The organism is Tropicimonas marinistellae (assembly GCF_001509585.1).
In the GTDB taxonomy this organism is placed as follows: domain Bacteria; phylum Pseudomonadota; class Alphaproteobacteria; order Rhodobacterales; family Rhodobacteraceae; genus Tropicimonas; species Tropicimonas marinistellae.
In genome coordinates this window covers 116,249-138,306 of the sequence record NZ_LNCI01000011.1, presented here as the reverse complement: position 1 = coordinate 138,306, position 22,058 = coordinate 116,249, and the positions used below count along the sequence as shown (strand labels likewise).

At 61.8% G+C, this 22,058-nt stretch carries 21 protein-coding genes; 9 read left to right on the top strand and 12 right to left on the bottom strand.

What is annotated here, in order from left to right; all coding sequences use genetic code 11:
* Positions 1-176: 176 nt before the first annotated feature.
* Both ARC39_RS21165 and ARC39_RS21160 read left to right on the top strand, forming a co-directional pair.
* A complete protein-coding gene (locus ARC39_RS21165; protein WP_068117524.1) occupies positions 177-458 on the top strand; it encodes a hypothetical protein in 282 nt (93 codons plus the stop codon).
* A 152-nt stretch (positions 459-610) separates the two neighbouring features.
* Positions 611-1,213 (top strand): glutathione S-transferase, encoded by a 603-nt coding sequence (locus tag ARC39_RS21160; RefSeq protein WP_068117522.1) that lies wholly within the window; start codon positions 611-613, stop codon positions 1,211-1,213.
* Positions 1,214-1,336: 123 nt separating this feature from the next.
* On the opposite strand, the gene ARC39_RS21155 is transcribed toward ARC39_RS21160, so the two are convergent.
* From ARC39_RS21155 to xdhA, 8 genes are read right to left on the bottom strand one after another with little or no spacing between them, the layout of a single operon-like run.
* The gene (locus tag ARC39_RS21155) at positions 1,337-2,410 is read right to left on the bottom strand and encodes a BMP family ABC transporter substrate-binding protein (protein WP_068117519.1); all 1,074 of its coding nucleotides are present in this window, start codon (positions 2,408-2,410) and stop codon (positions 1,337-1,339) included.
* A 1-nt stretch (position 2,411) separates the two neighbouring features.
* Entirely contained in the window at positions 2,412-3,212 is an 801-nt protein-coding gene (locus ARC39_RS21150) for an ion transporter (protein ID WP_078059392.1), read from the bottom strand.
* Between the two features lie 21 nt (positions 3,213-3,233).
* On the bottom strand, positions 3,234-4,166 hold the full coding sequence (locus tag ARC39_RS21145; protein ID WP_068117516.1) for an ABC transporter permease: 933 nt from the start codon (positions 4,164-4,166) through the stop codon (positions 3,234-3,236).
* A complete protein-coding gene (locus ARC39_RS21140; RefSeq protein ID WP_068117512.1) occupies positions 4,166-5,248 on the bottom strand; it encodes an ABC transporter permease in 1,083 nt (360 codons plus the stop codon). The genes ARC39_RS21145 and ARC39_RS21140 overlap by 1 nt, the downstream gene beginning before the upstream one ends.
* On the bottom strand, positions 5,245-6,804 hold the full coding sequence (locus ARC39_RS21135; RefSeq protein ID WP_068117509.1) for an ABC transporter ATP-binding protein: 1,560 nt from the start codon (positions 6,802-6,804) through the stop codon (positions 5,245-5,247). Before ARC39_RS21135 ends, ARC39_RS21140 begins: the two co-directional genes overlap by 4 nt.
* Complete coding sequence (gene xdhC / locus ARC39_RS21130; protein ID WP_068117506.1) at positions 6,801-7,775, bottom strand: xanthine dehydrogenase accessory protein XdhC; 975 nt, start codon at positions 7,773-7,775, stop codon at positions 6,801-6,803. Before xdhC ends, ARC39_RS21135 begins: the two co-directional genes overlap by 4 nt.
* The gene (xdhB, locus tag ARC39_RS21125) at positions 7,772-10,120 is read right to left on the bottom strand and encodes a xanthine dehydrogenase molybdopterin binding subunit (RefSeq protein ID WP_068117502.1); all 2,349 of its coding nucleotides are present in this window, start codon (positions 10,118-10,120) and stop codon (positions 7,772-7,774) included. The genes xdhC and xdhB overlap by 4 nt, the downstream gene beginning before the upstream one ends.
* Positions 10,117-11,529 carry a xanthine dehydrogenase small subunit gene (gene xdhA, locus ARC39_RS21120; protein WP_068117501.1) on the bottom strand — a complete coding sequence of 471 codons (1,413 nt, stop codon included), beginning with the start codon at positions 11,527-11,529 and terminating at the stop codon, positions 10,117-10,119. Before xdhA ends, xdhB begins: the two co-directional genes overlap by 4 nt.
* 301 nt (positions 11,530-11,830) lie before the next feature.
* Between xdhA and dnaE the strand changes: the two genes are divergently transcribed.
* Complete coding sequence (gene dnaE, locus ARC39_RS21115) at positions 11,831-15,289, top strand: DNA polymerase III subunit alpha (protein ID WP_068117498.1); 3,459 nt, start codon at positions 11,831-11,833, stop codon at positions 15,287-15,289.
* Positions 15,290-15,407: 118 nt separating this feature from the next.
* Entirely contained in the window at positions 15,408-15,983 is a 576-nt protein-coding gene (locus ARC39_RS21110) for a hypothetical protein (RefSeq protein WP_068117495.1), read from the top strand.
* A gap of 8 nt (positions 15,984-15,991) precedes the next feature.
* Here the strand turns inward: ARC39_RS21110 and ARC39_RS21105 are convergent, their stop codons facing one another.
* A complete protein-coding gene (locus tag ARC39_RS21105) occupies positions 15,992-16,489 on the bottom strand; it encodes a HugZ family pyridoxamine 5'-phosphate oxidase (RefSeq protein WP_068117492.1) in 498 nt (165 codons plus the stop codon).
* Between the two features lie 234 nt (positions 16,490-16,723).
* Here ARC39_RS21105 and ARC39_RS21100 point away from each other — a divergent pair, with 234 nt between their 5' ends.
* The 4 genes from ARC39_RS21100 (at position 16,724) to ARC39_RS21085 (ending at position 18,926) form a co-directional block, all read left to right on the top strand.
* Positions 16,724-17,131, top strand: coding sequence for a universal stress protein (locus ARC39_RS21100; protein WP_068117489.1), 408 nt, complete (start codon positions 16,724-16,726; stop codon positions 17,129-17,131).
* Between the two features lie 71 nt (positions 17,132-17,202).
* Positions 17,203-18,063, top strand: coding sequence for a DUF6206 family protein (locus ARC39_RS21095; RefSeq protein WP_068117486.1), 861 nt, complete (start codon positions 17,203-17,205; stop codon positions 18,061-18,063).
* A gap of 69 nt (positions 18,064-18,132) precedes the next feature.
* Positions 18,133-18,453 carry an antibiotic biosynthesis monooxygenase family protein gene (locus tag ARC39_RS21090; RefSeq protein WP_068117482.1) on the top strand — a complete coding sequence of 107 codons (321 nt, stop codon included), beginning with the start codon at positions 18,133-18,135 and terminating at the stop codon, positions 18,451-18,453.
* 65 nt (positions 18,454-18,518) lie between these two features.
* Positions 18,519-18,926 carry a universal stress protein gene (locus ARC39_RS21085; RefSeq protein WP_068117479.1) on the top strand — a complete coding sequence of 136 codons (408 nt, stop codon included), beginning with the start codon at positions 18,519-18,521 and terminating at the stop codon, positions 18,924-18,926.
* 267 nt (positions 18,927-19,193) lie between these two features.
* Here ARC39_RS21085 and ARC39_RS21080 read toward each other — a convergent pair whose 3' ends face one another.
* Both ARC39_RS21080 and ARC39_RS21075 read right to left on the bottom strand, forming a co-directional pair.
* On the bottom strand, positions 19,194-19,931 hold the full coding sequence (locus ARC39_RS21080) for a hypothetical protein (protein WP_068117476.1): 738 nt from the start codon (positions 19,929-19,931) through the stop codon (positions 19,194-19,196).
* A 127-nt stretch (positions 19,932-20,058) separates the two neighbouring features.
* Positions 20,059-20,292: a hypothetical protein gene (locus ARC39_RS21075; RefSeq protein WP_068117471.1), complete on the bottom strand. Its 234-nt coding sequence runs from the start codon at positions 20,290-20,292 to the stop codon at positions 20,059-20,061.
* 164 nt (positions 20,293-20,456) lie between these two features.
* Between ARC39_RS21075 and ARC39_RS21070 the strand changes: the two genes are divergently transcribed.
* Positions 20,457-20,705 carry a GlsB/YeaQ/YmgE family stress response membrane protein gene (locus tag ARC39_RS21070; protein WP_068117468.1) on the top strand — a complete coding sequence of 83 codons (249 nt, stop codon included), beginning with the start codon at positions 20,457-20,459 and terminating at the stop codon, positions 20,703-20,705.
* 455 nt (positions 20,706-21,160) lie between these two features.
* Here the strand turns inward: ARC39_RS21070 and ARC39_RS21060 are convergent, their stop codons facing one another.
* Positions 21,161-22,021: a sterol desaturase family protein gene (locus ARC39_RS21060; protein ID WP_068117460.1), complete on the bottom strand. Its 861-nt coding sequence runs from the start codon at positions 22,019-22,021 to the stop codon at positions 21,161-21,163.
* Positions 22,022-22,058 lie beyond the last annotated feature (37 nt).

The following is a 22,058-nucleotide window of genomic DNA, read 5'->3' as shown; positions in this document are numbered from 1 at the left end:
AACGCCAGGCGGCCAGACTTACAAGGCCCCCTCCGGCGCTCGAAGCGTCCAATGTGGTATATCGCGGTACCCCAACAGGGATTTTTTGGCGCAATTGGAGTATGCTCTGTTCGCGTCACCCATTTCGGAACTTGGACCGGAGTGAGTCGCGCATCATTTTCTAGGGAGGAAAGATTATGACCAGCTTACAAAAAGTCCTTGCTATCGCATTCGTAATTCCCGCCGGGATCGCATCGGCCGAGATGATGACGACCGTGGAATGCGAAATGGCGAAAGTCACCATCGACGAGAAACAGACGATGATGATCAAGGAAAACACAGGTGAAGAGAATTTCGGTCGTGACGTCTGCGAGGTCGTGAATTCAATCGACACCGCCGGCCTGACAGATCCGACCGACGTGGAGATCACGATGTCGAACGGAAACGTCTACAACGTGACTCTGCAAGCCATGGAATGAGTAACTGACCCGGCCGACAGTGATTTGAGGGGCTAGCCGCCGGGTCGCTGCAGACCGGAAGGGGCCGGTGCATCCTTGCCGGCCCCGCAATCTTTAGCTTCGCATCGTCCGGTGCCCGGCATATCCTGCACGGGCAAACAGCGGAGGTGCACATGCAACTCTACCACAGTCCTGCGTCGCCCTTCGTTCGCAAGGTATTGGTCACCCTGCGGGAAACGGGGCAGATCGATGATGTGGAGATCGTGCCGGCGTCCGGCACGCCGCTGGACAGCGGCACGATGCCGATCTTCTGGAATCCGTTGGGAAAGATCCCGACTTTGGTGCGCGACGACGGGCCTGCGCTTTTCGACAGCCGGGTCATATGCCGGTATCTGGATACCCGTGCCGGCGCGGCCCTTTACCCGGAAAAGCGCCTATGGGAGGTGCTAACCCTGGAAGCGCTGGCCGATGGGATCGCGGATGCAGCAGTGCTCATGGTCTATGAAGGGCGCTGCCGACCGGAAGAGAAGATCCACGACTTCTGGGTGGAAGGGCAATGGGCTAAGATCGCGCGCGCGCTCGACGTGCTGGAGGATCGTTGGACGAGCCACCTTGCCGGACCACTGGATATTGGACAAATCGCCGTGGGCTGCACCCTGGGATATCTCGATTTCCGACACGGCGAGCGGGACTGGCGTACCGGACGCGATGCACTGGCGAAGTGGGAAATGCAGTTCGCGGCGCGCCCGTCCATGCAGGCCACGCGGCCCGTGTAAGACGTTGCGTCGGCATCCAGATCGTCGGGCTGCGCCGGAGCAGGTATGCAAACAGCCGCCACGATTGTGGCGGCTGTCTTTCTTCGAGGCGCTATGCCGACGAACTTCGGGACGAATTCGCCCTTACTGGGGGATCTCGCCCGTCAGTCCTTCAACGTAGAAGTTCATGCCGGCCAGGGTGCCGTCGTCGGCCACTTCGCCTTCGGCAAGCCACGCCGATCCATCCTGCTTGTTGATCGGACCGGTGAACGGGTGGTAGTCGCCTGCGGCGATCGCATCACGCATCTCGAGCGCGGCCGCTTTCACCTCTTCCGGCACGGCGTCGGTGATTTCGCCGATCTTCACCATGCCAGGGCCGATGCCGTCCCAGGTGTCCATGCTCTCCCAGGTGCCATCCATCACCGCCTGCACGCGGTCGATGTAGTAGGGAGCCCAGTTGTCGATAATGGACGAAACACGCGGCATCGGGCCATATTCGGCCATGTCGGAGGCTTGTCCGAAAGCGATCACGTCGCCGGCTTCCTGCGCAGCCGCATGCGGAGCGGTGGAATCCGTGTGCTGTAGGACCACGTCTGCGCCTTGCTCAATCAGCGCCTTGGCAGCATCGGCTTCCTTGGCCGGATCAAACCAGGTGTAAGCCCAGATCACCGAGAATTCGATGTCGGGGTTGACTTTCTTGGCGTGGACATAGGCGGAGTTGATGCCGCGGATCACTTCCGGAATTGGGTAGGAACCAATGTAGCCGACCTTGTTCGTCTTGGTCATCATGCCGGCGATGGTGCCTTGTACGGCGCGGCCTTCATAGAAGCGGGCGGAATAGGTGGAAACGTTGTCGGCCCGCTTGAAACCGGTAGCATGCTCGAACTTCACATCCGGGAACTTGGCCGCAACGTTGATCGTCGGGTCCATGTAGCCGAAGGACGTTGTGAAAATGATATCCGCGCCGCCGAGCGCCATCTGGGTCATCGCCCGTTCGGCATCCGCGCCTTCGGGAACATTCTCCTGATAGACCGTTTCGACCTTGTCGCCGAAATGCTCCTCGACTGCGAGCCGCGCCTCGTTATGCTCGAACGTCCAGCCGCCATCGCCGACCGGGCCGACAAAGATGAACCCGGCCTTCACCGGATCCTGGGCCGCCGCGGCGCCGGCCAGGCCAAGCGCCAGCGCGGTGCCGGCGAGCAATGATTTGAAGTTCATTCTAGGGTCTCCTCGTTGGTTTTCTCTTGAGAGGTGCGAGGTCCTTGCGGACCTCACGTTCGATTTCACCGATCTCTTCTTCGACTTCTTTCTCAATGGTTTCCTTGAGGTCGGTGTTGATAAGCGACGTTGTAATGATCGCGGTAGGTACGGCAATCACGCCCAGCCCGATGAACAGGATGAACGTCGTGAACAATCGCCCCTCGGCGGTAACCGGGTACATGTCGCCGTATCCGACGGTTGTGAAACTGACCACGGCCCACCACAGGCTCTTGGGAATGGAGGAGAAGGCCTCCGGTTGCACATCGTGTTCGAAAATGAAAATCCCGACACCGGCGATGTAGAGTATGATGCCGGCCAGGAATGCAAAGACCAGAAGTTCGCCACGGCTCTCGGCGAGCGCGAGTTCGAGCCGCATCAGGGCGCGGTTGGCGTGCAGCAGTTTCAACAACCGAACCAGCCGCAACAGCCGCAGCGATCGAATTGCGGCCCACTGCTGCTGGACGATCAGAAGCGCTGGCAGGCATGACAGCAGGTCCACAATTCCCCAGAAGCTGAAGATATAGCGGAACGGGCGCGGTGCGCAGACGACGCGGGCAAGATACTCGATGACGAAAACCGCCACGACCATGGATTCGAAACCAAAGAGTGCGGTGTATGCCCAATTTGGCAGGTTCGGAATGGTCTCCAGCGAGATCGCCAGACCCGATGCCACGATCAGCCCTTGATGGAGAATGGCAATCGTGCGGCCATGCCCCGGATGGGTGCCGTCGAGGATCTGGATGTATTCTTCCCGTCGCATGGGTCTCTTGCCCGTACAGCATCAGGCAGTTGCGTGGAACGAACGGCCGAGTTCGGCGGGTGCGTTCAAGGCGGCCCGGCCACGGCCCGACGACATGATGACAAGTACAAGGATTGTGATCAGGTAGGGCGACATTGCAAGGTACTCGACCGGTATCTTCATGCCGGCGGCCTGGAGGTTCAGTTGCAACACGGTCAACCCGCCGAAGAGGTAGGCGCCGATCAAAACCCTCCACGGTTTCCACGAGGCAAAGACCACGAGCGCGAGGGCGATCCACCCTGCGCCAGCCGTCATGCCTTCGGTCCATTGCGGTACGCGAACGAGGCTGAGATAGGCTCCGCCAAGACCGGCGCAGGCGCCGCCGAAAGCAATGGCCATCAGCCGGATCCGGATCACCTTGTAGCCGAGCGCATGGGCGGCGTCGTGGTTCTCGCCCACAGCCCGCAGGATTAGGCCGGCGCGGGTGTATTTGAGCATCGCCCAGACGCCGGCGACGATGAGGATGGAGATATAGACCATCGCGTCATGCTGGAAGAAGATAGGGCCGAGAATGGGGATGTCAGAGAGCAGTGGCAGGTGCAGGTCCGGTACATTCAGCCCCTTGATGCCCACATAGCCCTGACCCATCAGCGACGAGAGCCCCAGCCCGAAGAGGGTGAGGGCAAGCCCCGTCGCCACCTGGTTCGACAGCAGGAATTGCGTGAGCAGGCCAAAGACCAGCGAAAGCGCCGCGCCGGCAAGGGCGGCTGAAACGAATCCGAGGGTGACGCTGCCGGTGTTCACGGAGATTGCGAAACCACTGATTGCACCTGTGATCATCATTCCCTCGACGCCAAGGTTCAGAACACCCGAGCGCTCCACCACCAACTCGCCAATACCGGCTAGGAGGATTGGCGTTGCGGCGACCATGAGCGAGGCCAGCAACAGCAGCCAGTTGATCGAAGACAGGTCCATCAGGCCACTCCCTCCCGGGTCAGTCGGATTCGGTAATTAGCGAGAACATCGAGCCCCAGGAGGAAGAAGAGCAGCATCCCCTGGAACGCCTGAATCGCGGCTGCGGGTATCTGGAGCGTCGCCTGCGCGGCCTCGCCGCCAATATAGGTGAGCGCCATCAAAAGGCCGGCGAGCAGGATCCCGATCGGGTGCAGCCTGCCGAGGAAGGCTACGATGATGGCGGTGAAGCCATATCCCGAATTGAAGTCGATGGAGATCTGCCCGGCGGGGCCTGCGACTTCGAAGAGCCCTGCCATTCCTGCGAGCGCACCGGAAGCGCCCATGCAGAAGACGACGAGTGCCGTAGGATTCACACCGCCGAAACGGGCGGCGCGCGGGCTTTGCCCGGCCAGACGGATGTGGAAACCCATGAGATGCCGAGAGAGAAGGATATAGGCAAAGATCACGGCAATGAAGGCTGCCACCACGCCCCAGTGCATGCCCGTGCCGGCGAAAAGCTCACTGTTTGACGCCGAAGGATATTGCTGGAGATTGCGGGAGCCTGGGAAGCCCGCAGCGTCCGGATTACGCAGCGGCCCGAGCGCCATGGCGGCCAGAAGTTGCTCGGCGACATAGACCAGCAGCAGAGAGACGAGGATTTCGTTGGTGTTGAAGCGCACCTTCAGGATTGCCGGGATCATCGCCCAGAGAGTGCCGCCCACGGCTCCCGCCAAGACCATCAGCGGGAAGATGACCCAGCTTTCCGCCGGGTAGAAGGCCAGCCCGACCGCGGCGCCGAAAATGGCGCCCATGATGTACTGACCCTCGGCGCCGATATTCCAGATGCCCGCCTTGAACCCCATGGCGAGCCCCACGGCAATCAGGATCAGCGGCCCGGCTTTTACCAGCAACTGACCCCGGTAATAAAACGCGAACTCGCCGAGGACCGGGTCGTAGAAAATTGTTTTTATCGCGAGAAACGGGTTCTTGCCGAGCGCGGCGAACATCAGTCCACCGGCGACCATTGTCAGAAGCACTGCAAGAATCGGGGTTGCCCATGTCCAGAACCTGGACGGCGTCGGGCGTTTTTCCAGCCGGATCACGGGCGATGCTCCTCGTAGCTGTCCTTGATCTTGTGGGCCTCATCGGTGTGGGCCACATCCATATCATGAGCGCCGCCTAGCATGAGTCCGATCTGTTCCATGGTCAGCCCCTCGGCAGGGCGCGGTGCGGAGAGGTAGCCCGCATTCAATGCCGCGAAGCGATCCGACACTTCCAGGAGTTCGTCGAGGTCCTGGCTGATGACGATCACCGCCGCGCCGCCTGCAGCCAGATCCAACAGGGCCTGGCGGATCGCCGCTGCCGCCGCTGCGTCCACGCCCCATGTCGGTTGGTTGACCACCAGAACATCGGGGCGCTGCAGCACCTCGCGCCCGATGACGAACTTCTGAAGGTTGCCGCCCGAAAGCGCACGCGCCGCCGTGCCTGGGCCGGGTGTGCGGACATCGAAGGACTTGATGATGGTCTCGGCAAAGCCGCGTGCCTTGCCCCAGAAGACGAACCCCTGTTGCGTGAGATCCTGCCGTTGCCAGCCCGAGAGCACCGCGTTCTCGGTCAGGCTCATGTCGGGTGCGGCGGCATGACCGAGCCGTTCCTCGGGAGCCGCCAGTAGTCCACGCACACGGCGGGCATTTGGTGCCAGGTGTCCAATGCTTTCGCCGCGCAGCCGCACCGTCTCGCTTGGGCCCAGCGTTTCACCCGAAATCGCGCTCAGGAGCTCGTCCTGCCCGTTGCCCGCGACACCGCCGATGCCGAGTACCTCGCCGGCATGGACCTCGAAGCCGACGTTCTGCAGACGGGTACCGAAGGCCTCCACATGCTCGCTGGTGAGCCCGGCCACTTGCAGGACCACGTCGCCTGGCGCTGCCGGCTTCCGGTCCGGCCGGTGCAGGGCCGACCCAACCATCATCTCAGCCAGTTCCGCGGCCGTGCTCTGCCTTGGATCGCACCGGCCCACCACCTTTCCGCGCCGCAGGATCGTCGCGCCATCGCAAAGCGCGCGGATTTCCTCCAACTTGTGCGAAATGTACAGGATCGATGTTCCCTCGGCCTTCAGCTTGTTGAGTGTCGCAAAGAGGATTTCCACCTCCTGCGGAGTAAGAACGCTTGTCGGCTCGTCCATGATCAACAGCTTTGGGTCCTGTAACAGGCACCGGACGATCTCTACCCGTTGGCGCTCCCCCGCAGACAGGTCTCCGACCAGTCGGCGTGGATCGAGAGGCAGCCCGTAGGCGTGGCTCACCTCGCGGATCTCCCGCGAAAGCTCCCGCATGGGGGGAGGGTTTTCCATCCCAAGGCCGACGTTCTCCGCAACGGTTAGCGCCTCGAAGAGCGAGAAATGCTGGAAGACCATCGCCACCCCGGAGGCCCGTGCCGCGCGCGGTTCCGCAGGAGCGAACGGGGCGCCGTGCAACTGCATCCGCCCGCTGTCAGGCTTCACCAGCCCGTAGATCATCTTGACTAGCGTGGACTTGCCCGCGCCGTTCTCGCCAAGCAGCGCGTGAATTTCGCCCGGCGCTATTGCGAAAGACACATCGTCGTTGGCGACAACGCCGGGATAGGCCTTTGTCAGCCCTTCGAGGGTGAGAAGATCGGTCACGCGGTGCGGTCCACAGCGGTTTCGCGAACGGCGGAAGCGGTTCTCAGTAGCATGGCAGTCGCTCCGATTGCGATGGCTTGGGGGTGTTTACCCAATGCTGGGTCTCCGATTGGGCAGGTGATACGCGCGATCTCTGACTCGGAATGCCCGAGTTGGAGCAGGCGGTTCCGGAAGCGGCGCCACTTGGTTGCCGAGCCAATAAGTCCGGCCGATGCAAAGCCGCGTTTCAGAACCGCGCGGCAAAGCGCAAGGTCGAGCGCATGGGAATAGGTCAGGATCAGGTGATGCGCATCGGGTGGCGCGTGCGCCACAACGCGCGCCGGCTCTTCCGCAACCAACACGTCGACAGTGTCATGGGACATGTCAGGGAAGCGTGTCGCGTGAGTGTCGATCCAGGTAATTGTCCACTCCGGTAGCGGTGCAAGCGTTGCGGCAATCGCCCGGCCCACGTGACCCGCCCCATGCAGCCACAACCTGTGGCGTGGCTCTGACAGTGGCTCTGCCAGCCAGCCATCCTGCAGCCACGGACCGGGAAGAACCGAGCCATTGCGCAATGCGCGCAGCAAACGGCGCAAGGGCATGGTTCCCGCTTGGGGCCTGGTGCCGCTGTCGCTGCCGACCGGGCGGATGACCCAACCATCGCGCGCGGTGTCGAGACGGCTCTCGAGCGACGCCGCGTCCCAGACCTCTGTCGCCAGCGTAACCGCGCCGCCACAGCACTGCCCGAGCGCCGGACCGAGTGGGTGGCGCATGACGAAGCTGTTCCCTTGCGACAAGGCATTTCGTGCCGCCGTCGTCGCTTCAAGTTCCAACGCACCGCCGCCGATGGTACCGCTCTGCCCACCCTTCCAGACGAGCATGGAGGCACCGGCCTCCCGCGGTGCGGAACCGCTGACCTCAGTCACGACGACGCGCGCGACCCGGCCATGGCGGGCAACGGTCATCTTCAGGGATTGCGCGTCGAAACTCATGCCCGCACCCGCGCGATGGCCGCCAGAATACGTTCGGGCGTGGCTGGCGCATCGAGCGCCGGATACCCTGGCCCACAGGCCGCCACCGCGTCTGACAGGGCGAGGAAGGCAGAAATCCCCAGCATGAAGGGTGGCTCGCCCACCGCCTTGGAGCGATAGATCGTGTCGGCCCGGTTGGGTGCGTCCCAAAGGGCAACATTGAAGATATCGGGACGGTCCGAACATGCGGGGATCTTGTAGGTCGAGGGCGCATGTGTCGTCAGCCGGCCCCTGCCGTCCCAGACGAGTTCCTCCGTGGTCAGCCAGCCGGCACCCTGCACGTAACCGCCCTCTATCTGGCCGATATCGAGCGCCGGGTTCAGCGAAGAGCCCGCGTCGTGGAGAATGTCCGTCCGCAGAATGCGGTTTTCGCCGGTCAGGGTGTCCACGACAACCTCGGTCACGGCTGCACCGTACGCGAAATAGAAAAACGGCCGACCCGCGCCATTGATCCGGTCCCAGGATATATCCGGGGTTTTGTAGAAACCCGTCGCGCTCAGGCTGATCCTCGCCTGGTAGGCCTCCAGCACCACTTGATCGAACGGCAACGCCTCGTCGCCCACATGTACCATCCCGCCAGCGAAACGCACCTTTTCCGGGGGGGCCTGAAATCGCTCGGACACGAACTCTGCCAGCCGGTCGCGGATCGTATCGCAAGCCGCCTGGACGGCCATCCCGTTCAAGTCAGATCCAGACGAGGCCGCGGTTGCGGAGGTGTTTGGCACTTTGCCGGTGTCCGTCGCGGTGATCTTCACCCTGTCGGTGTCCACGCCGAACCTGGCAGCGGCCACCTGCGCGACCTTCTGGAACAAACCCTGCCCCATCTCGGTGCCGCCGTGGTTGAGATGAATCGACCCATCGTTGTAGACATGCACCAGCGCGCCGGCCTGATTGAGATGGGTGAGCGTGAATGAGATCCCGAACTTCACCGGTGTCAGCGAGAGTCCCTTTTTCAGTATCGGATTGGCAGCATTCCACTCCGCAACCACGGATTTGCGTGTCAGGTACTTGGAGCTTTCCGCCAACTGCTCGCTCAGCGCCGACAGGCAGAAATCCTCGACATCCATGTGATACGGCGTGAGGGTTCCGGTCTTCTTCTGTCCGGAAATATCCTCGGGGGGGCGCGGGGGGGCAGACGGCCCCCCCGCCTCGGTACCGGGGGCCTCCTCATAGAAATTACGCCGCCGCACCTCCAGCGGTTCCCGGCCGACCGTATGCGCAATGTGATCGAGCACCCGCTCGATGCCGAGCATGCCCTGCGGCCCACCGAAGCCGCGATAAGCGGTAGCGGATTGGGTGTTGGTGCGAAGCCTGTGGGAGGTGATCCGCACCGCCGGTAGGAAATACGCATTGTCGGCATGGAGCATCGCCCGGTCGGCAACCGGCAGCGAGAGATCGAGTGACCAGCCACAGCGGCAATATTGCTCAAACGTGATGCCCGCGATGCGACCCGTTGCGTCGATCCCTGCGCGGTAGGCAATTCGGAAATCGTGGCGCTTTCCGGTGATCGTCATGTCGTCGTCGCGGTCGTAGCGCATCTTGCACGGCTTGCCGGTGGTTCGCGCAGCGACCGCGCAGGCGCAAGCGAGCGCGTTGCCCTGGCTTTCCTTGCCGCCGAACGCCCCGCCCATGCGCCGTACTTCCACGCGGACTGAGTGCATCGGGCGCCCGAGCGCCTCGGCGACCTTGTGCTGGATTTCGGTCGGATGCTGGGAGGAGCAATGCACGACCATGTCGCCGCCTTCCTGCGGCATTGCCAGCGCGGCCTGGCCTTCCAGGTAGAAATGCTCCTGTCCGCCGATCTCGATGGCCCCCTCAACCACACGCTCGGCCGCGGTGATGGCGGCCTCGGGGTCTCCGCGCTCGTAGATGCGCGGGCCCTCCTCGAACCGCCAGTCTGCGGCTATGGCGTCGTCGATCGTGAGGATCGCGGGGCGTTCTTCATATGTGATCCGAGCGAGCCGCGCGGCTTTCCGGGCTGCCAGGTGGCTCGTGGCGACGACGAGAAAAACCGGTTGACCGACATATTGTATCTCGCCCGAGGAGAGCATCTCCTCGTGAAATATCGGTGCTGGCGACACGTCGTTTTCCGCCGGCAGGTCGCTCGCGGTGATCACGGACACCACGCCCGGGGCCGTGCGCACGGCGTCAAGGTCCAATTCGCCGATCCGGCCGGCGGCAATGGTGGACTGACCGAACGCGAGGTGTAGGCAATCCGCCGGAACCGGGATGTCATCGACGTAGCGCGCCTGACCGGTGACATGGAGCCGAGCGGCGTCGTGGGGCAGGGGGCGGGCAACGCTCATGGCCGCACCGCAAGCACATCGGTGGCAAGGCCCGTGGTTTCGGCATGGAAGCGACGCAGCATGTTGCCGGCAGCCTCCAGACGGTACTCGGCCGACGCGCGCATGTCCGAAATCGGGGTGTAGTCCTCGGCAAAGGCTGGCAAGGCAGCGCTAACCGTTTCGTCCGACCAGGTGCGCCCGACCAACGCTTCCTCGACCGCTCGGGCGCGTTTGGGCGTTGCTGCCATGCCGCCGAACGCGATCCGGGCCGTGGCGACGCTGCCGTTTGCGACGTTGATATTGAAACAGCCGCAAACGGCTGAAATATCCTGATCGAAGCGTTTCGAGAGCTTGTAGCAACGCAAGGTGTCGGGCTGGTTCGGGATGGATACGGCCTCGACGAACTCGCCCTGGCGCCTGTCCTGCTTGCCATAGGCGACGAAAAAGTCCTCCAGCGGCAGGCTCCGGCGCGTGTCGCCCTTGCGCAGGTGAAGCGTAGCGCCAAGGGCGATCAATGCTGGCGGGCAGTCGCCGATAGGCGAGCCGTTGGCGATGTTGCCGCCGATCGTGGCTGCCCCTCGCACCTGTACAGAGGCGAAGCGGCGCAGCAATTCTCCGAAGCTCGGGTGACGCTCCGCCATTACCGGGCGCATATCGTCGATGGTCACCATGGCGCCAATCCGCACGCCATCCTCGGTCGTCTCGATTTGTCGAAGGTCCTCGCAACCGGCCAGGAAGGCCAGCGGGGACAACTCCCGGAGACCCTTGGTGACCCAGAGCCCCACGTCGGTTGCCCCGGCAACCAGCGTTGCATCGGGATGAGCCATGTACCAGGCGGCAAGTTCGTCTGAGGAGGAGGGCCTGGCAACCGCTCCTTCCTCCTGGGCGCTTGAGCGCTGCCGCTCCTGATGCCGCCCGGTGAATGCAGCGTCACTGAACTCGGGCGCTCCGGAGATCCATTCCGGGACCGGCGCGCTTCCGGCGGCTTCGGCAGATCGCACAATCGGCGCGTAGCCCGTGCAACGGCACAGATTGCCGGCAAGCAGATCGTCGTGATCGGTTTGACCGTTCGTGTGACCCGTTGCGAGCGACATGACGATGCCGGGAGTGCAGAAGCCACACTGAGATCCGTGATGCGTGATCATCGCCTCCTGAACCGGATGCAGGGTGCCGTCCGGGCCTTGCAGGCCCTCAACAGTTCGCACCGCCTTGCCCGCGAGTTGCGGCAGGAAGAGAATACAGGCGTTCAGGCTGCGCGGCGCTTCGCCCGGAGCGGTCACCATCACGGTACACGCCCCGCAGTCGCCTTCGTTGCAGCCCTCTTTCGTGCCGCTCAAGCCGCTTTCCTCGCGGAGCCAATCCAGTAGTGTCCGGGTTGGTGCGGTTTGCACCTCCACGGTCTCTCCGTTCAGAAGAAACGTGATCTCCATTTTTTGTTCCGCCGCCGTACCGGTGATTCCACCCGGCGCGCCCTCGATGCGGCGTAGAAAGCGCGCCTCCCTGTTGTTCCGTATGAGCAAAGCCAAAACCGCACGACATTGCAAGGTATGGCAGAGAAATCTGCACACATGTCTTGCATCTGCCTATTGCTTGGGCGGCTGTGCCGCTGTGTCAGCCGGTCCCTGCGCCATCGAACATATTATTCCCTGCCGGCAGGGGGTTGCGGGTTGTCCACAGGAAGTTGCCGTCTGACCCGTTTTCATGGTTCGTTCCGGGCTCTAGTCTGCCCCCATGAGCAGCCTTCCCCGATTCATCCATCTTCGTCTCCACACCGAGTATTCGCTCCTCGAGGGAGCAATCCGGACCAAAAAGTTGCCGGGCCTTTGCCGGGATATGGGCATGCCCGCCGTCGCGGTGACGGACACAAACAATATGTTCGCAGCGCTGGAGTTCTCGGTAACCGCGAGCGGTGCGGGTATTCAGCCGATCCTCGGATGCCAGGTGGATTTGGAATACGAGCCGGTCATCCCAGGCCAGAAACCCATTCCGCCCGCGCCGGTTGTCCTGCTGGCGCAGAACGAGGTTGGCTACGGCAACCTGATGAAGCTGAACTCCTGCCTCTACCTGCGCGGCGACCAACAGCTTGCCCACGTGACGCCGGGTGAGTTGGAGCTCCATGCCGAGGGTATCATCTGTTTGACTGGCGGGCCGGACGGGGCGCTGGGCCGCCTGGTACGCGCCGCGCAGGAGCCAAAGGCGCGGGTATTGCTGGAACGTTTGGCGGCGACCTTTCCAGGCAGGCTCTACGTTGAGCTGCAGCGGCATCCCGGCGATGACGGACTGCCTGAGGCGGAACGCGCCACGGAACGGTTTTTCGTCGAGACCGCCTACGAGCTGGACCTGCCGCTTGTGGCAACCAACGACGTCTACTTCCCCAAGGAAGGCTTCTACGAGGCGCATGACGCACTGATCTGTATCGCCGAGGGAGCCTATGTGGACCAGCAGGAAACGCGGCGGCGATTGACGCCGCAGCATTACCTGAAAACGCCCGAGGAAATGGTCGCGCTCTTTGCCGATCTTCCCGAAGCGATAGAAAACACAGTGGAGATCGCGCAGCGATGCCACGTCGTTTCGGAGCGACGAAAACCGATCTTGCCGACCTTTGCCGAGGACGAGGTGGAAGAACTCCGGCGGCAGGCCCATGAAGGGCTGGAAAAGCGCCTTGCCGTCATTCCGCACGCTGCGAGCGTTGACGAATACAACGAGCGGCTGGAGTTCGAGCTGGGTATCATCGAGTCCATGGGATTCCCGGGGTATTTCCTGATCGTTTCCGACTTCATCAAATGGGCGAAGGAACATGATATACCAGTGGGCCCGGGCCGGGGGTCGGGCGCGGGCTCGCTGGTGGCATATGCGCTGACGATTACCAACCTCGATCCGCTGCGTTACTCCCTCCTGTTCGAGCGGTTTCTCAACCCGGAACGGGTGTCCATGCCCGACTTCGACATCGACTTTTGCATGGACCGCCGAGAAGAGGTGATCCACTACGTTCAGGAGAAATACGGCCACGACAAGGTGGGGCAGATCATCACCTTCGGTGCCTTGTTGTCGAAGGCCGCGGTGCGGGATATCGGCCGGGTGTTGCAGATGCCGTTCGGTCAGGTGGATCGGCTGAGCAAGATGATCCCGGTGGAGGGAGTGAAGCCGGTTTCCATTGAAAAGGCACTGGCGACCGAGGAACGGCTGCGCGACGAGGCGAAGAACGACGAGCAGGTCGACCGTTTGATGACCTATGGTCAGCAGGTCGAGGGGCTGCTTAGGAACGCCTCGACGCACGCGGCCGGCGTCGTGATCGGAGACCGGCCACTCGACGCGCTGGTTCCACTCTACCAGGATCCACGCTCGGACATGCCGGCGACCCAGTTCAACATGAAATGGGTGGAACAAGCCGGGCTGGTGAAGTTCGACTTCCTCGGTTTGAAGACGCTGACGGTGATCCAGAACGCTCTGGACCTGCTGAAGCTCCGGGGCGTCGAGGTGGATATCGACCATATACCGCTCGATGACGCCAAGACCTATGAGCTTTATGCGGCGGCCAAGACCGTCGCCGTGTTCCAGGTGGAAAGCTCGGGCATGATGGATGCGCTGAGGCGCATGAAGCCGACCTGTATCGAGGATATCGTTGCGCTTGTGGCACTCTACCGGCCGGGGCCGATGGAGAACATCCCGACCTATTGCGAGGTGAAGAACGGACTCAAAGAACGCGAATCCGTTCATCCGCTGATCGACCATATCCTGGAGGAGACGCAGGGCATCATCGTCTACCAGGAGCAGGTGATGCAGATCGCGCAGGTGATGGCGGGCTACAGCCTCGGCGGCGCGGACCTGTTGCGCCGCGCCATGGGCAAGAAGATCAAGGAGGCGATGGACGCCGAGCGGCCCAAATTCGAGAAGGGCGCGGCGGCCAACGGCGTCGACAAGAAAAAGGCCAGCGAGGTGTTCGACCTGCTGGAGAAATTCGCCAACTACGGCTTCAACAAGTCTCACGCTGCGGCCTACGCGGTGGTGAGCTACCAGACGGCCTATCTCAAGGCGAATTACCCGGTCGAATTCATGGCTGGGATCATGAACTGCGATATTCACCTCACCGACAAGCTCTCGGTCTACGCCGAGGAGGTGCGGCGGGGCCTGGATATCGAGATCGTGCCGCCCTGCATCAATCGCTCCGTCGAAACCTTCTCGGTAGAGGATGGCAAGCTGATTTACGCGCTGGCGGCGCTGAAGAATGTCGGCCACGAGGCGATGACGCTGATCGTCGAGGGCCGCAAGGACGGCCCCTTCGTGACGCTCTTCGACTTCGCCCGTCGGGTCGACCTGAAGCATGTCGGCAAACGACCGCTGGAGATGTTGGCCCGCGCCGGTGCCTTTGACGTGCTGGACCGCAACCGGCACCGGGTTCTGAAATCGCTCGACGCGCTGGTGGCCTACTCGGCGGCGATCCACGAGCAACGGAACTCAAACCAGGTGTCGCTCTTCGGCGAAGCTGGAGAGGATCTGCCCGAACCGCGGCTGATGGAGGTGGAGGACTGGTTGCCGAACGAGCGACTGGGCGAAGAACACGCCGCCATCGGGTTCTACCTCTCTGGCCATCCGCTCGACGACTACATGGGCATGCTGAAACGGCGCGGGGTAAAGACTTTGTCAGAAGTCGAGGACCTAGTGAAGCAGGGCCCGGCGGTGGTGAAGATGGCAGGGTCGGTCGCTGGTAAGCAGGAGCGCAAATCGGCCCGTGGGAACCGATTTGCTTTCGTGCAAATGTCGGACCCCACTGGATTGTTCGAGATGACCGTTTTTTCGGAAACGTTGGAAAAAGCGCGTGACCACCTCGAACCCGGCCAGAATGTCGTCGTCACGGCCGAGGCGACATACGAGAGCGAGCAACTCAAGCTGCTGTGCAAAGGCGCGCGGCCGGTTGATCAGGAGAGCGGTGCCGGCGGCGGCGGCGGAGGATTTCGGCTGTTTGTGAACGATGGCTCGGCGCTGCCGGTACTACAGTCGATCCTCGCGCGCACGACCGAGGCCGGGCAAGTGCGGATGAAGGGTCCGATCCATGTCACACTTCTCGATCCCGGATTGCCAGGCGAAGTCGACATGGAGATCGGTTCAGGACTGCCGGTAAGCCCGCAGGTGCGCGGAGCACTCAAGGCCGTCCAAGGCGTTGTCGATGTGGAGGATCTGGAAAGCCGCTAGTGTTTTTTTTGGTGAACCCGGCGGGGATTCGCTCAAATGGCGGCGTGGTTTCGCCCATGCTTGCGGGAATCGGTAATTGTGCCTATCCGGCACTGGTTTTCCGCAAGAGGATTTTCCGATGCTCATTTCCCACGCCGCCGCGCGGGTTTGTGCTGTACTGTGTCTCATAGCGATCTCTCTGCCAGCGTCGGCAGAAGAGAAACAGGGACTTGGCCGTCTGCTGCGTGCCTCTACCAAAGCGCCGACAGCAATCGAGGAGGGGCTGGTTGCGCGCGCCTGTGGGACGCGCGGCAAGGCCCTTGGCAAGAAGGTCGAGAGCGGCCCCGGTCGCTTCAATCTCTACGATACAGCTCCGGGGAGCACGGCCGCGCGAGACTTCTACGTTACGGGATTCAAGGATGGCTGCCCACGCCGGATTACCGGGGCGGTGGCGATGTTCGGGTCGGTCGAACTCTATGAACTCGTTCACTACGGGCCGGTCGGGGTAAAACCGGATTCCGACACCACAGACAAAGCCTATGCCAAACTGCGCGCCAAGGTCTGTGGCGGCGAAACCCGGCCATGTTCGGACCGCGGAATACGGAGACTTGAGAAATCAGCCGCCTTTCTGAACGTCTACAAGTCGAAGCAGGGTTCGGCGCGGCTTGAACTGCTGATGACTCGCGGAAATCTGACTGCAGTGGCGCAGAAGTAAAAACCGGATCACACGAAATCCAGGTCCGTTGCTTCGAGCACATACGCCTTTCCGAAGCCACCGTTCAGGAAGGCGCGTTCGACATCAAATCGGACAAAACTGAAATCGGCGAAGTCGATATAGACCTTTGCCTTCGGGTGCGTGGTGAGCCATGCCTCTCGGAGAGCAGGGCGCGCTGGATCGCTCGCCTCAATGAACTGCGCACGGCATTGCAATGTTAGCCGAGGATGGGTGAGTGGATCGCCGCTTGCTCCCGGCTCTCCAACCAGAACAGAGCAGACCGGGACTCTCCGAAGCGCGGCGGTGTGTTGCGAAAGCGATGAGACCAGGGCCAGTAGGGCGCCTGACGGGCTCGTGCCGAAGGCGATCCGGGTGACCAGCGGAAATCCGGTGTCGGCTTCCAGAACGCCCAGAGAGCCGTATCGCGCGCCCGCGACGATCTCTCGCGCGAGTTGACGCGCACCGTCGTCGGTCGGTCGGATCGGGTCAACGGATTTGTTTGCCACGCTTGTTCGCTTCCCTGAATTTCGTCACGCAAGGTACTTGCAGACCGGGCAATTTCAAGAAAAGGATAGCGGGACCCCGTGGCTGGAGCGGCAAGGAAGCCGCGACCGTGCGGCGCGGGGACGGTGGCACGGATGCAGGGGAGGCATGCCGGATCTTCGTGCCAGATCTGACCTGAATCAAAGTCGGGTCTTGGGGGGACGGCTAGCCTGCCGTCGCAATAGAAAGGCTTCGCCATGTATGACAATGTTCTCGTCCCGGTCTCGTTCGAGGCAGATCGCAACGCCCGTGAGGCCATGGATATCGCCCAGGCAATCCGCGCCGACGGCGGCAAGATCACGCTTCTGCACGTGATGGAGCATTTGCCGCAATATGCGACGGAATACCTGCCCGCAGATCATCTCGAAAAGGCGCGGGAGGATATTTCGAGCGGTTTGTCGGCGCTCTCCGATGGGGTCGACAACGCCGAGGTTGTCGTCGTGGAGGGGCATTCGGCGCGCACGATCCTCGACTATGCCGACGAGACGGGCATCGATTGTATCGTTATCGCGAGCCACCGTCCGGGCATGCAAGACTACTTCCTTGGTTCAACGGCGGCGCGCGTCGTTCGCCATGCCCGCTGTGCCGTTCACGTCGTACGCTGAATGACGCCTCTGATGTTTCGACCTATTGGCGGGTCGGTCGCGCTCTGCGCCACCCACCCGCCAAATACTGAATGACGCGAGACAACGTGGCAGAAGTCGAGCCGGAAATCCTGAGGGTCATAGAGGCGTATCGGAAATCAGGCCGGGAGCCGCTCTCCAGGTTGGGGTATTTCTGTGCGCCGTTCCGTCCAACCGACGGGCCGCTGCGCGACAAGGTGGTAAAGGTTTACAGGGCGCAATCTGATACATGTGTGCTCAACCGCCTCGCGACTGCCCATGCGAACTATCTCGCCGTTCTGGAAGCTTTCGGGTTGCCTGTTCCGTCCACGGAACTCTACTTGCTTCGCCGCCGCGGAAAAACGCTTCCGGTGATTGTTCAGGCGGCGCTGCCAGAAGAAACGCTGCTGCGTCCTCAATTGATCCGGGCGACGCCTGCGGTGGCGATCGATCTCATGGAAACGGCTGGCGAGATGATCGCCAGGTTTTGGGAGCAGGCTGCGCGGTACCCTGCGCGCATCGGGTTTCACCCGTCGATACGAAACCTCGCCGTGCGAGACGGCGAGGCGATTTTCTTCGACAGCTTTCCCCCACTCATCGGATACAGCCGACAGGAGGTCGGCCAGTTGCTGATCACGTTCTCCGAGTCGCGATGTTTGCGCGGGGTCGGTCCCATCATGCGGCGCCGCGTGGAATCGATTCAGGACGAATGGTACGCGCCGTCCGGCACGTTGCTCGGGCTCGTCGGTAGTGCTTGCCGGTTGCGGCCAGATCAATCTGTCGCCTTTCTCGAATGGGCGCGCGACTTTTCCGGACGACGCATGCCACAGCACACGAGCGAGATCGCGTCGGTGTTGCGAGCGCCGCCTCAACTCCCGCGGGATTGGATGGCGGTTCGGAAGATGATGCGCCTGGAGGGGGCACCGAATACCTGACCCGCGGAGAACACGCTTTGCAATGGCTGCGCCCGTGCTAGGCTGTGGAGCCTAGCCAGGGAGGGCGACATGCCGACGATTTCCAAAGCCAGCAGTTTCCAGACCGTGATAACGACGTTCGAGCTCAGTCCCGGAACTTGCCAGGATCTTGTGGACGAACTGAGCGATGCCTACGAGAATTTCATTTCCAAGCAACCGGGTTTCATCGGCGCAGGTCTGCATGTCAACGATGCGCAGACACGTATCGCGAACTACTCTCAGTGGGAACGTCGAGAAGACTTCCAGGCGATGTTGCGCAGCGATGAAATGCGCACCCGCACGAGGCGTTTCAATGACCTGTGCCGGAGTTTCGAGCCGGTAATGTACGACGTGGTCGAAAGCTACGACTGACCTGAATCAAGGCAACGCTGATTGGGGTGAGCGATCCTTTGGCCTGACGATACCGGAGGTGAGTCATGTACAAGAACATCCTCGTTCCGATCTCCTTCGAAGATGACGGGAAGATCAAGGCGGCGCTTGATGTCGCGCGTGCGCTTGCCGCCGATGGGGCCGCCGTGACGCTCATGCACGTCGTGGAACAGGTGCCGGCCTACGCTATTCACTACATACCCGAGGATCTTGTTTCGGCAACGCGGGAGGGTCTGAAGGCTGAATTGGATCGGCTCGCCGCAGGTCTTCCCGGCGGTCATGGTCTACTGATCGAAGGGCACGCCGGACGCGCCATCCTTGACGCAGCAGGAGACCTTGCGGCCGACTGCATTATCATAGCGAGTCACCGGCCAGGCATGCAGGATTACCTATTGGGGAGCACCGCCGCACAGGTTGTGCGACATGCGACCTGCGCGGTCATGGTGTTGCGCTGATCATCGGAACGCACTGGCGCCGGAAAGGGTAGAGCCCGGACGAGATATATCAGCGTTTACGGTTCACGACGGAGTTGTGCCCGCCTTCACAGATACGACGAACCGCGTTGGGGGAGGTCAACGCCCGGCAATCAACCTCGCGCCCAGCCGGCGATGCAGTCACTTCGCGACGGTCGCGCAATGCTTGGCCACCTGCGGCGGCCCGGCCGGTGTCATCGAAGCCGATGAAAATGGGCAATGCAAACGCCTAGACAGCACTCCCCGCGATCAGAATTCGAGCCAGGCACCGATCTTCACTCCCTGGGCATCATCGTTTTGCATACCAAGCAGAAGTGCAGATTCCACGCTGATCCCGCGGTCGAAGCGGAACACATATGCCGGGACGGCCCGCAGGAAAGGGTCGGCTTCTCCCGCGGCCCCGCTCTGCAACTGAAAGTAAAAGATTGAACGTTCAGTCGCATTGAGCCCGAGTGTGCTGTCGATCTTCCAGTATTCCTCGGCTGCGTCGGTTTGCCAGCCGAGCTTGGAGTCCACCTCCATCCAACCGTTGCCCCATCTGCTCTGGTAGCCACGTCCCCAGGCAAGACCGACGCGCATGACGGTGTCGTCCTGCCCGCGCCAGTCGTGTATCGGCCCGAAGCCGATCTCGATGCCGTAACGGTTCGCCCAATCAGGGTTGCCAATGCCGCTGCGCAGGAACAGGACGTTGGATGCCAAACCGGTATCCGGACGGTTGTAGGTGTCGACTCCGAAAGTCAGGCGTTCGGTGATTCCGTACTCGGCGAAAAAGGCGATCTCGTCCGTCAGTTTCAGTTCCGGGACGTTTTCCGCGTCGATCGGTTGGGAGATCTTCTCAAGGTACCCCGCCGCGTCACCGAAGGTCGACCAGGACAGGGATATGAAAGTTCGGCCTTCGCCGCGTGGCCAGGCGCCGCCAGCCGTTGCGGGAAGTACCGAGGCGATCCAGAAGTCGCAAAGGAGCAGGAGAATGCAGAGTTGGCGCATGTGCGCGAGCCTTGTCCGAATTCGTTAACAAGGCATTTACGAAGCTTAATGGAATGCGCGGATGAGTCCCTGGGGCCACACTACCGGCGCGGAATGCTGTCGAGATCTTAGGGAAGTGGCCGCGCTCTCAAGAAGGGCGGTGCGCGAGTTGCCGGGAAACCGGCCGGTTGGAGCGGCGAACGGCGATGTCGCTGGTCAGATAGCTGCGTGCCATGGCCATCCCGGCCAGAACAAGGACGCTTAGCCAGGCGGTGCCGATGCCCCAGCCGATAACGGCGAGCCACGTACCGCCGGACAATCCGGTTGCGATAGCTGCGAAGATGGCCACGAAGGCCGAAACCAGGAACATTCCAAGCGCCATATTGCGCCTCCCCGATAGCGGGCCCGGCGTGGCCCGGTGTGCTGACCCTGCGTCCGAAACTCTTGCCATTCGGTTAACGCATGTTGGTCATATTGTCGCCGTCACCAAGCTGTCGCCCAATGGGGGCAAGAATGTGGCACGCTCGGGGCAAAAGGAGAGCCAAAATGTCAGGACAATCCCTTATCGCCTTTCTGATCATCGGTCTGGTTGCGGGCTGGCTGGCGAGTTTCGTTGTCGGAGGCAGCGGGTTGATCACCTACTTGCTGTCAGGTGTCGTGGGTGCGTTTGTCGGCCCCTTCCTCCTGCGGCTGGTCGGCGCGGAGTTCGAAGTTGGCGGACCGCTTCTGACGCAGATCCTTGTTTCAGCACTTGGTGCGATCGTCGTGGTGCTGCTGGCACGCCTGATTGCGTAGTGACAGGGCGCCGAAATTCCGAACTCGCGGTTGGTTGCACGACACTGTGACCGCCCGCTTCTTGTTCGGAGCGGTGATCCCCGGCACACTTAAAGAGGCTACTTCACAGCTTGGGGTGTGTCGTGCGTTGCCGGGACCGGCCGGCCGAACGTGAAGCTTCGCACTCAGAATGGAGGACACATGAGACATGCAATGCCATTTGTCAGCGGGCTTCTGTCTGTCCTCTTGTTGTCGGAAACCCCGTCAATGAGCATGGCTTTCGATCCGGCGACGGTTCAAGCCGCGCCTTCCGAACGATTCCTGTCTGTGGTCAGCACCAAATCCGTGAAGGACAGATGCGCTCGCAATGGCAAGGCATGCGACGTACTGAATTGCTGTGATCCGGGAGATTTCTGCAAAGAGAACAACAAGGGCCAAAGGAAGTGCCGCTAGGGCCAGCGTGCGGCCGCTTGCTGTCAAGCGTCGGGCTCTTTCGTCTTGTTGTGCGGGTCAAGCGCGTGACCTGAAGCCGGACCGCGCAGAGGCTGGATCAGCATCCGATCGATCCAGAGATCACGGCGCGTGCGGAACTGCTCAATTCCAATCTCCATATCATCGTGCCCCTTTGCGGGCTGGGCGACGTAGGTGCCGAGTAGCCAATCCCACCATGGCAGGTTGAAGCCGTAGTTCGAATTGGTCTCGCGCGGATCGACGGAATGGTGGACGCGATGCATGTCCGGGGTGACGACGATCAGGCGCAAAACGCGATCCGTCGGGCGAGGCAGGTCGATGTTGGCATGGTTGAAAAGCGCCGTCGCATTCAGCACCACCTCGAACAGCAAAACCGCAATGGCGGGTGGGCCCAGGGCCGCGACAACTGCGAGCTTGATCCCCATGGAGATCAGTATCTCGACGGGGTGAAAGCGCAGGCCGGTTGTCGCGTCGAAATCAAGATCGGCGTGGTGCATCCGGTGCAGCCGCCAGAGCCCCGGCACCGCGTGGAACATGACATGCTGAAGGTAAATCGCGAGATCGAGGAGCAGCATCGAGGCCACGATGGCGAGCCAAACCGGTGCGTCCACATTGTTAAACAAACCCCAGCCACGTTCCTCGGCCATGACCGCGAGACCGACGGCGAGGATCGGAAAGGTCAGTCGGAGGATTGCCGTATCAAGCATCACGAGCGCGATGTTGTTCGTCCATCGGATAACCCGCGGGATTTCTCGTCGCCGACGGGGCGCGGCGACTTCCCATAGGATCATCACCATCAACACGCCCAGAAAGGCGGCAAGACGGAGGGTGGGTTCAGCGGAAAGTACGGATTGGGACGTCAGCATCGGCTTTGGAGATAAAACGAAACAGCGGGTTTGCCAT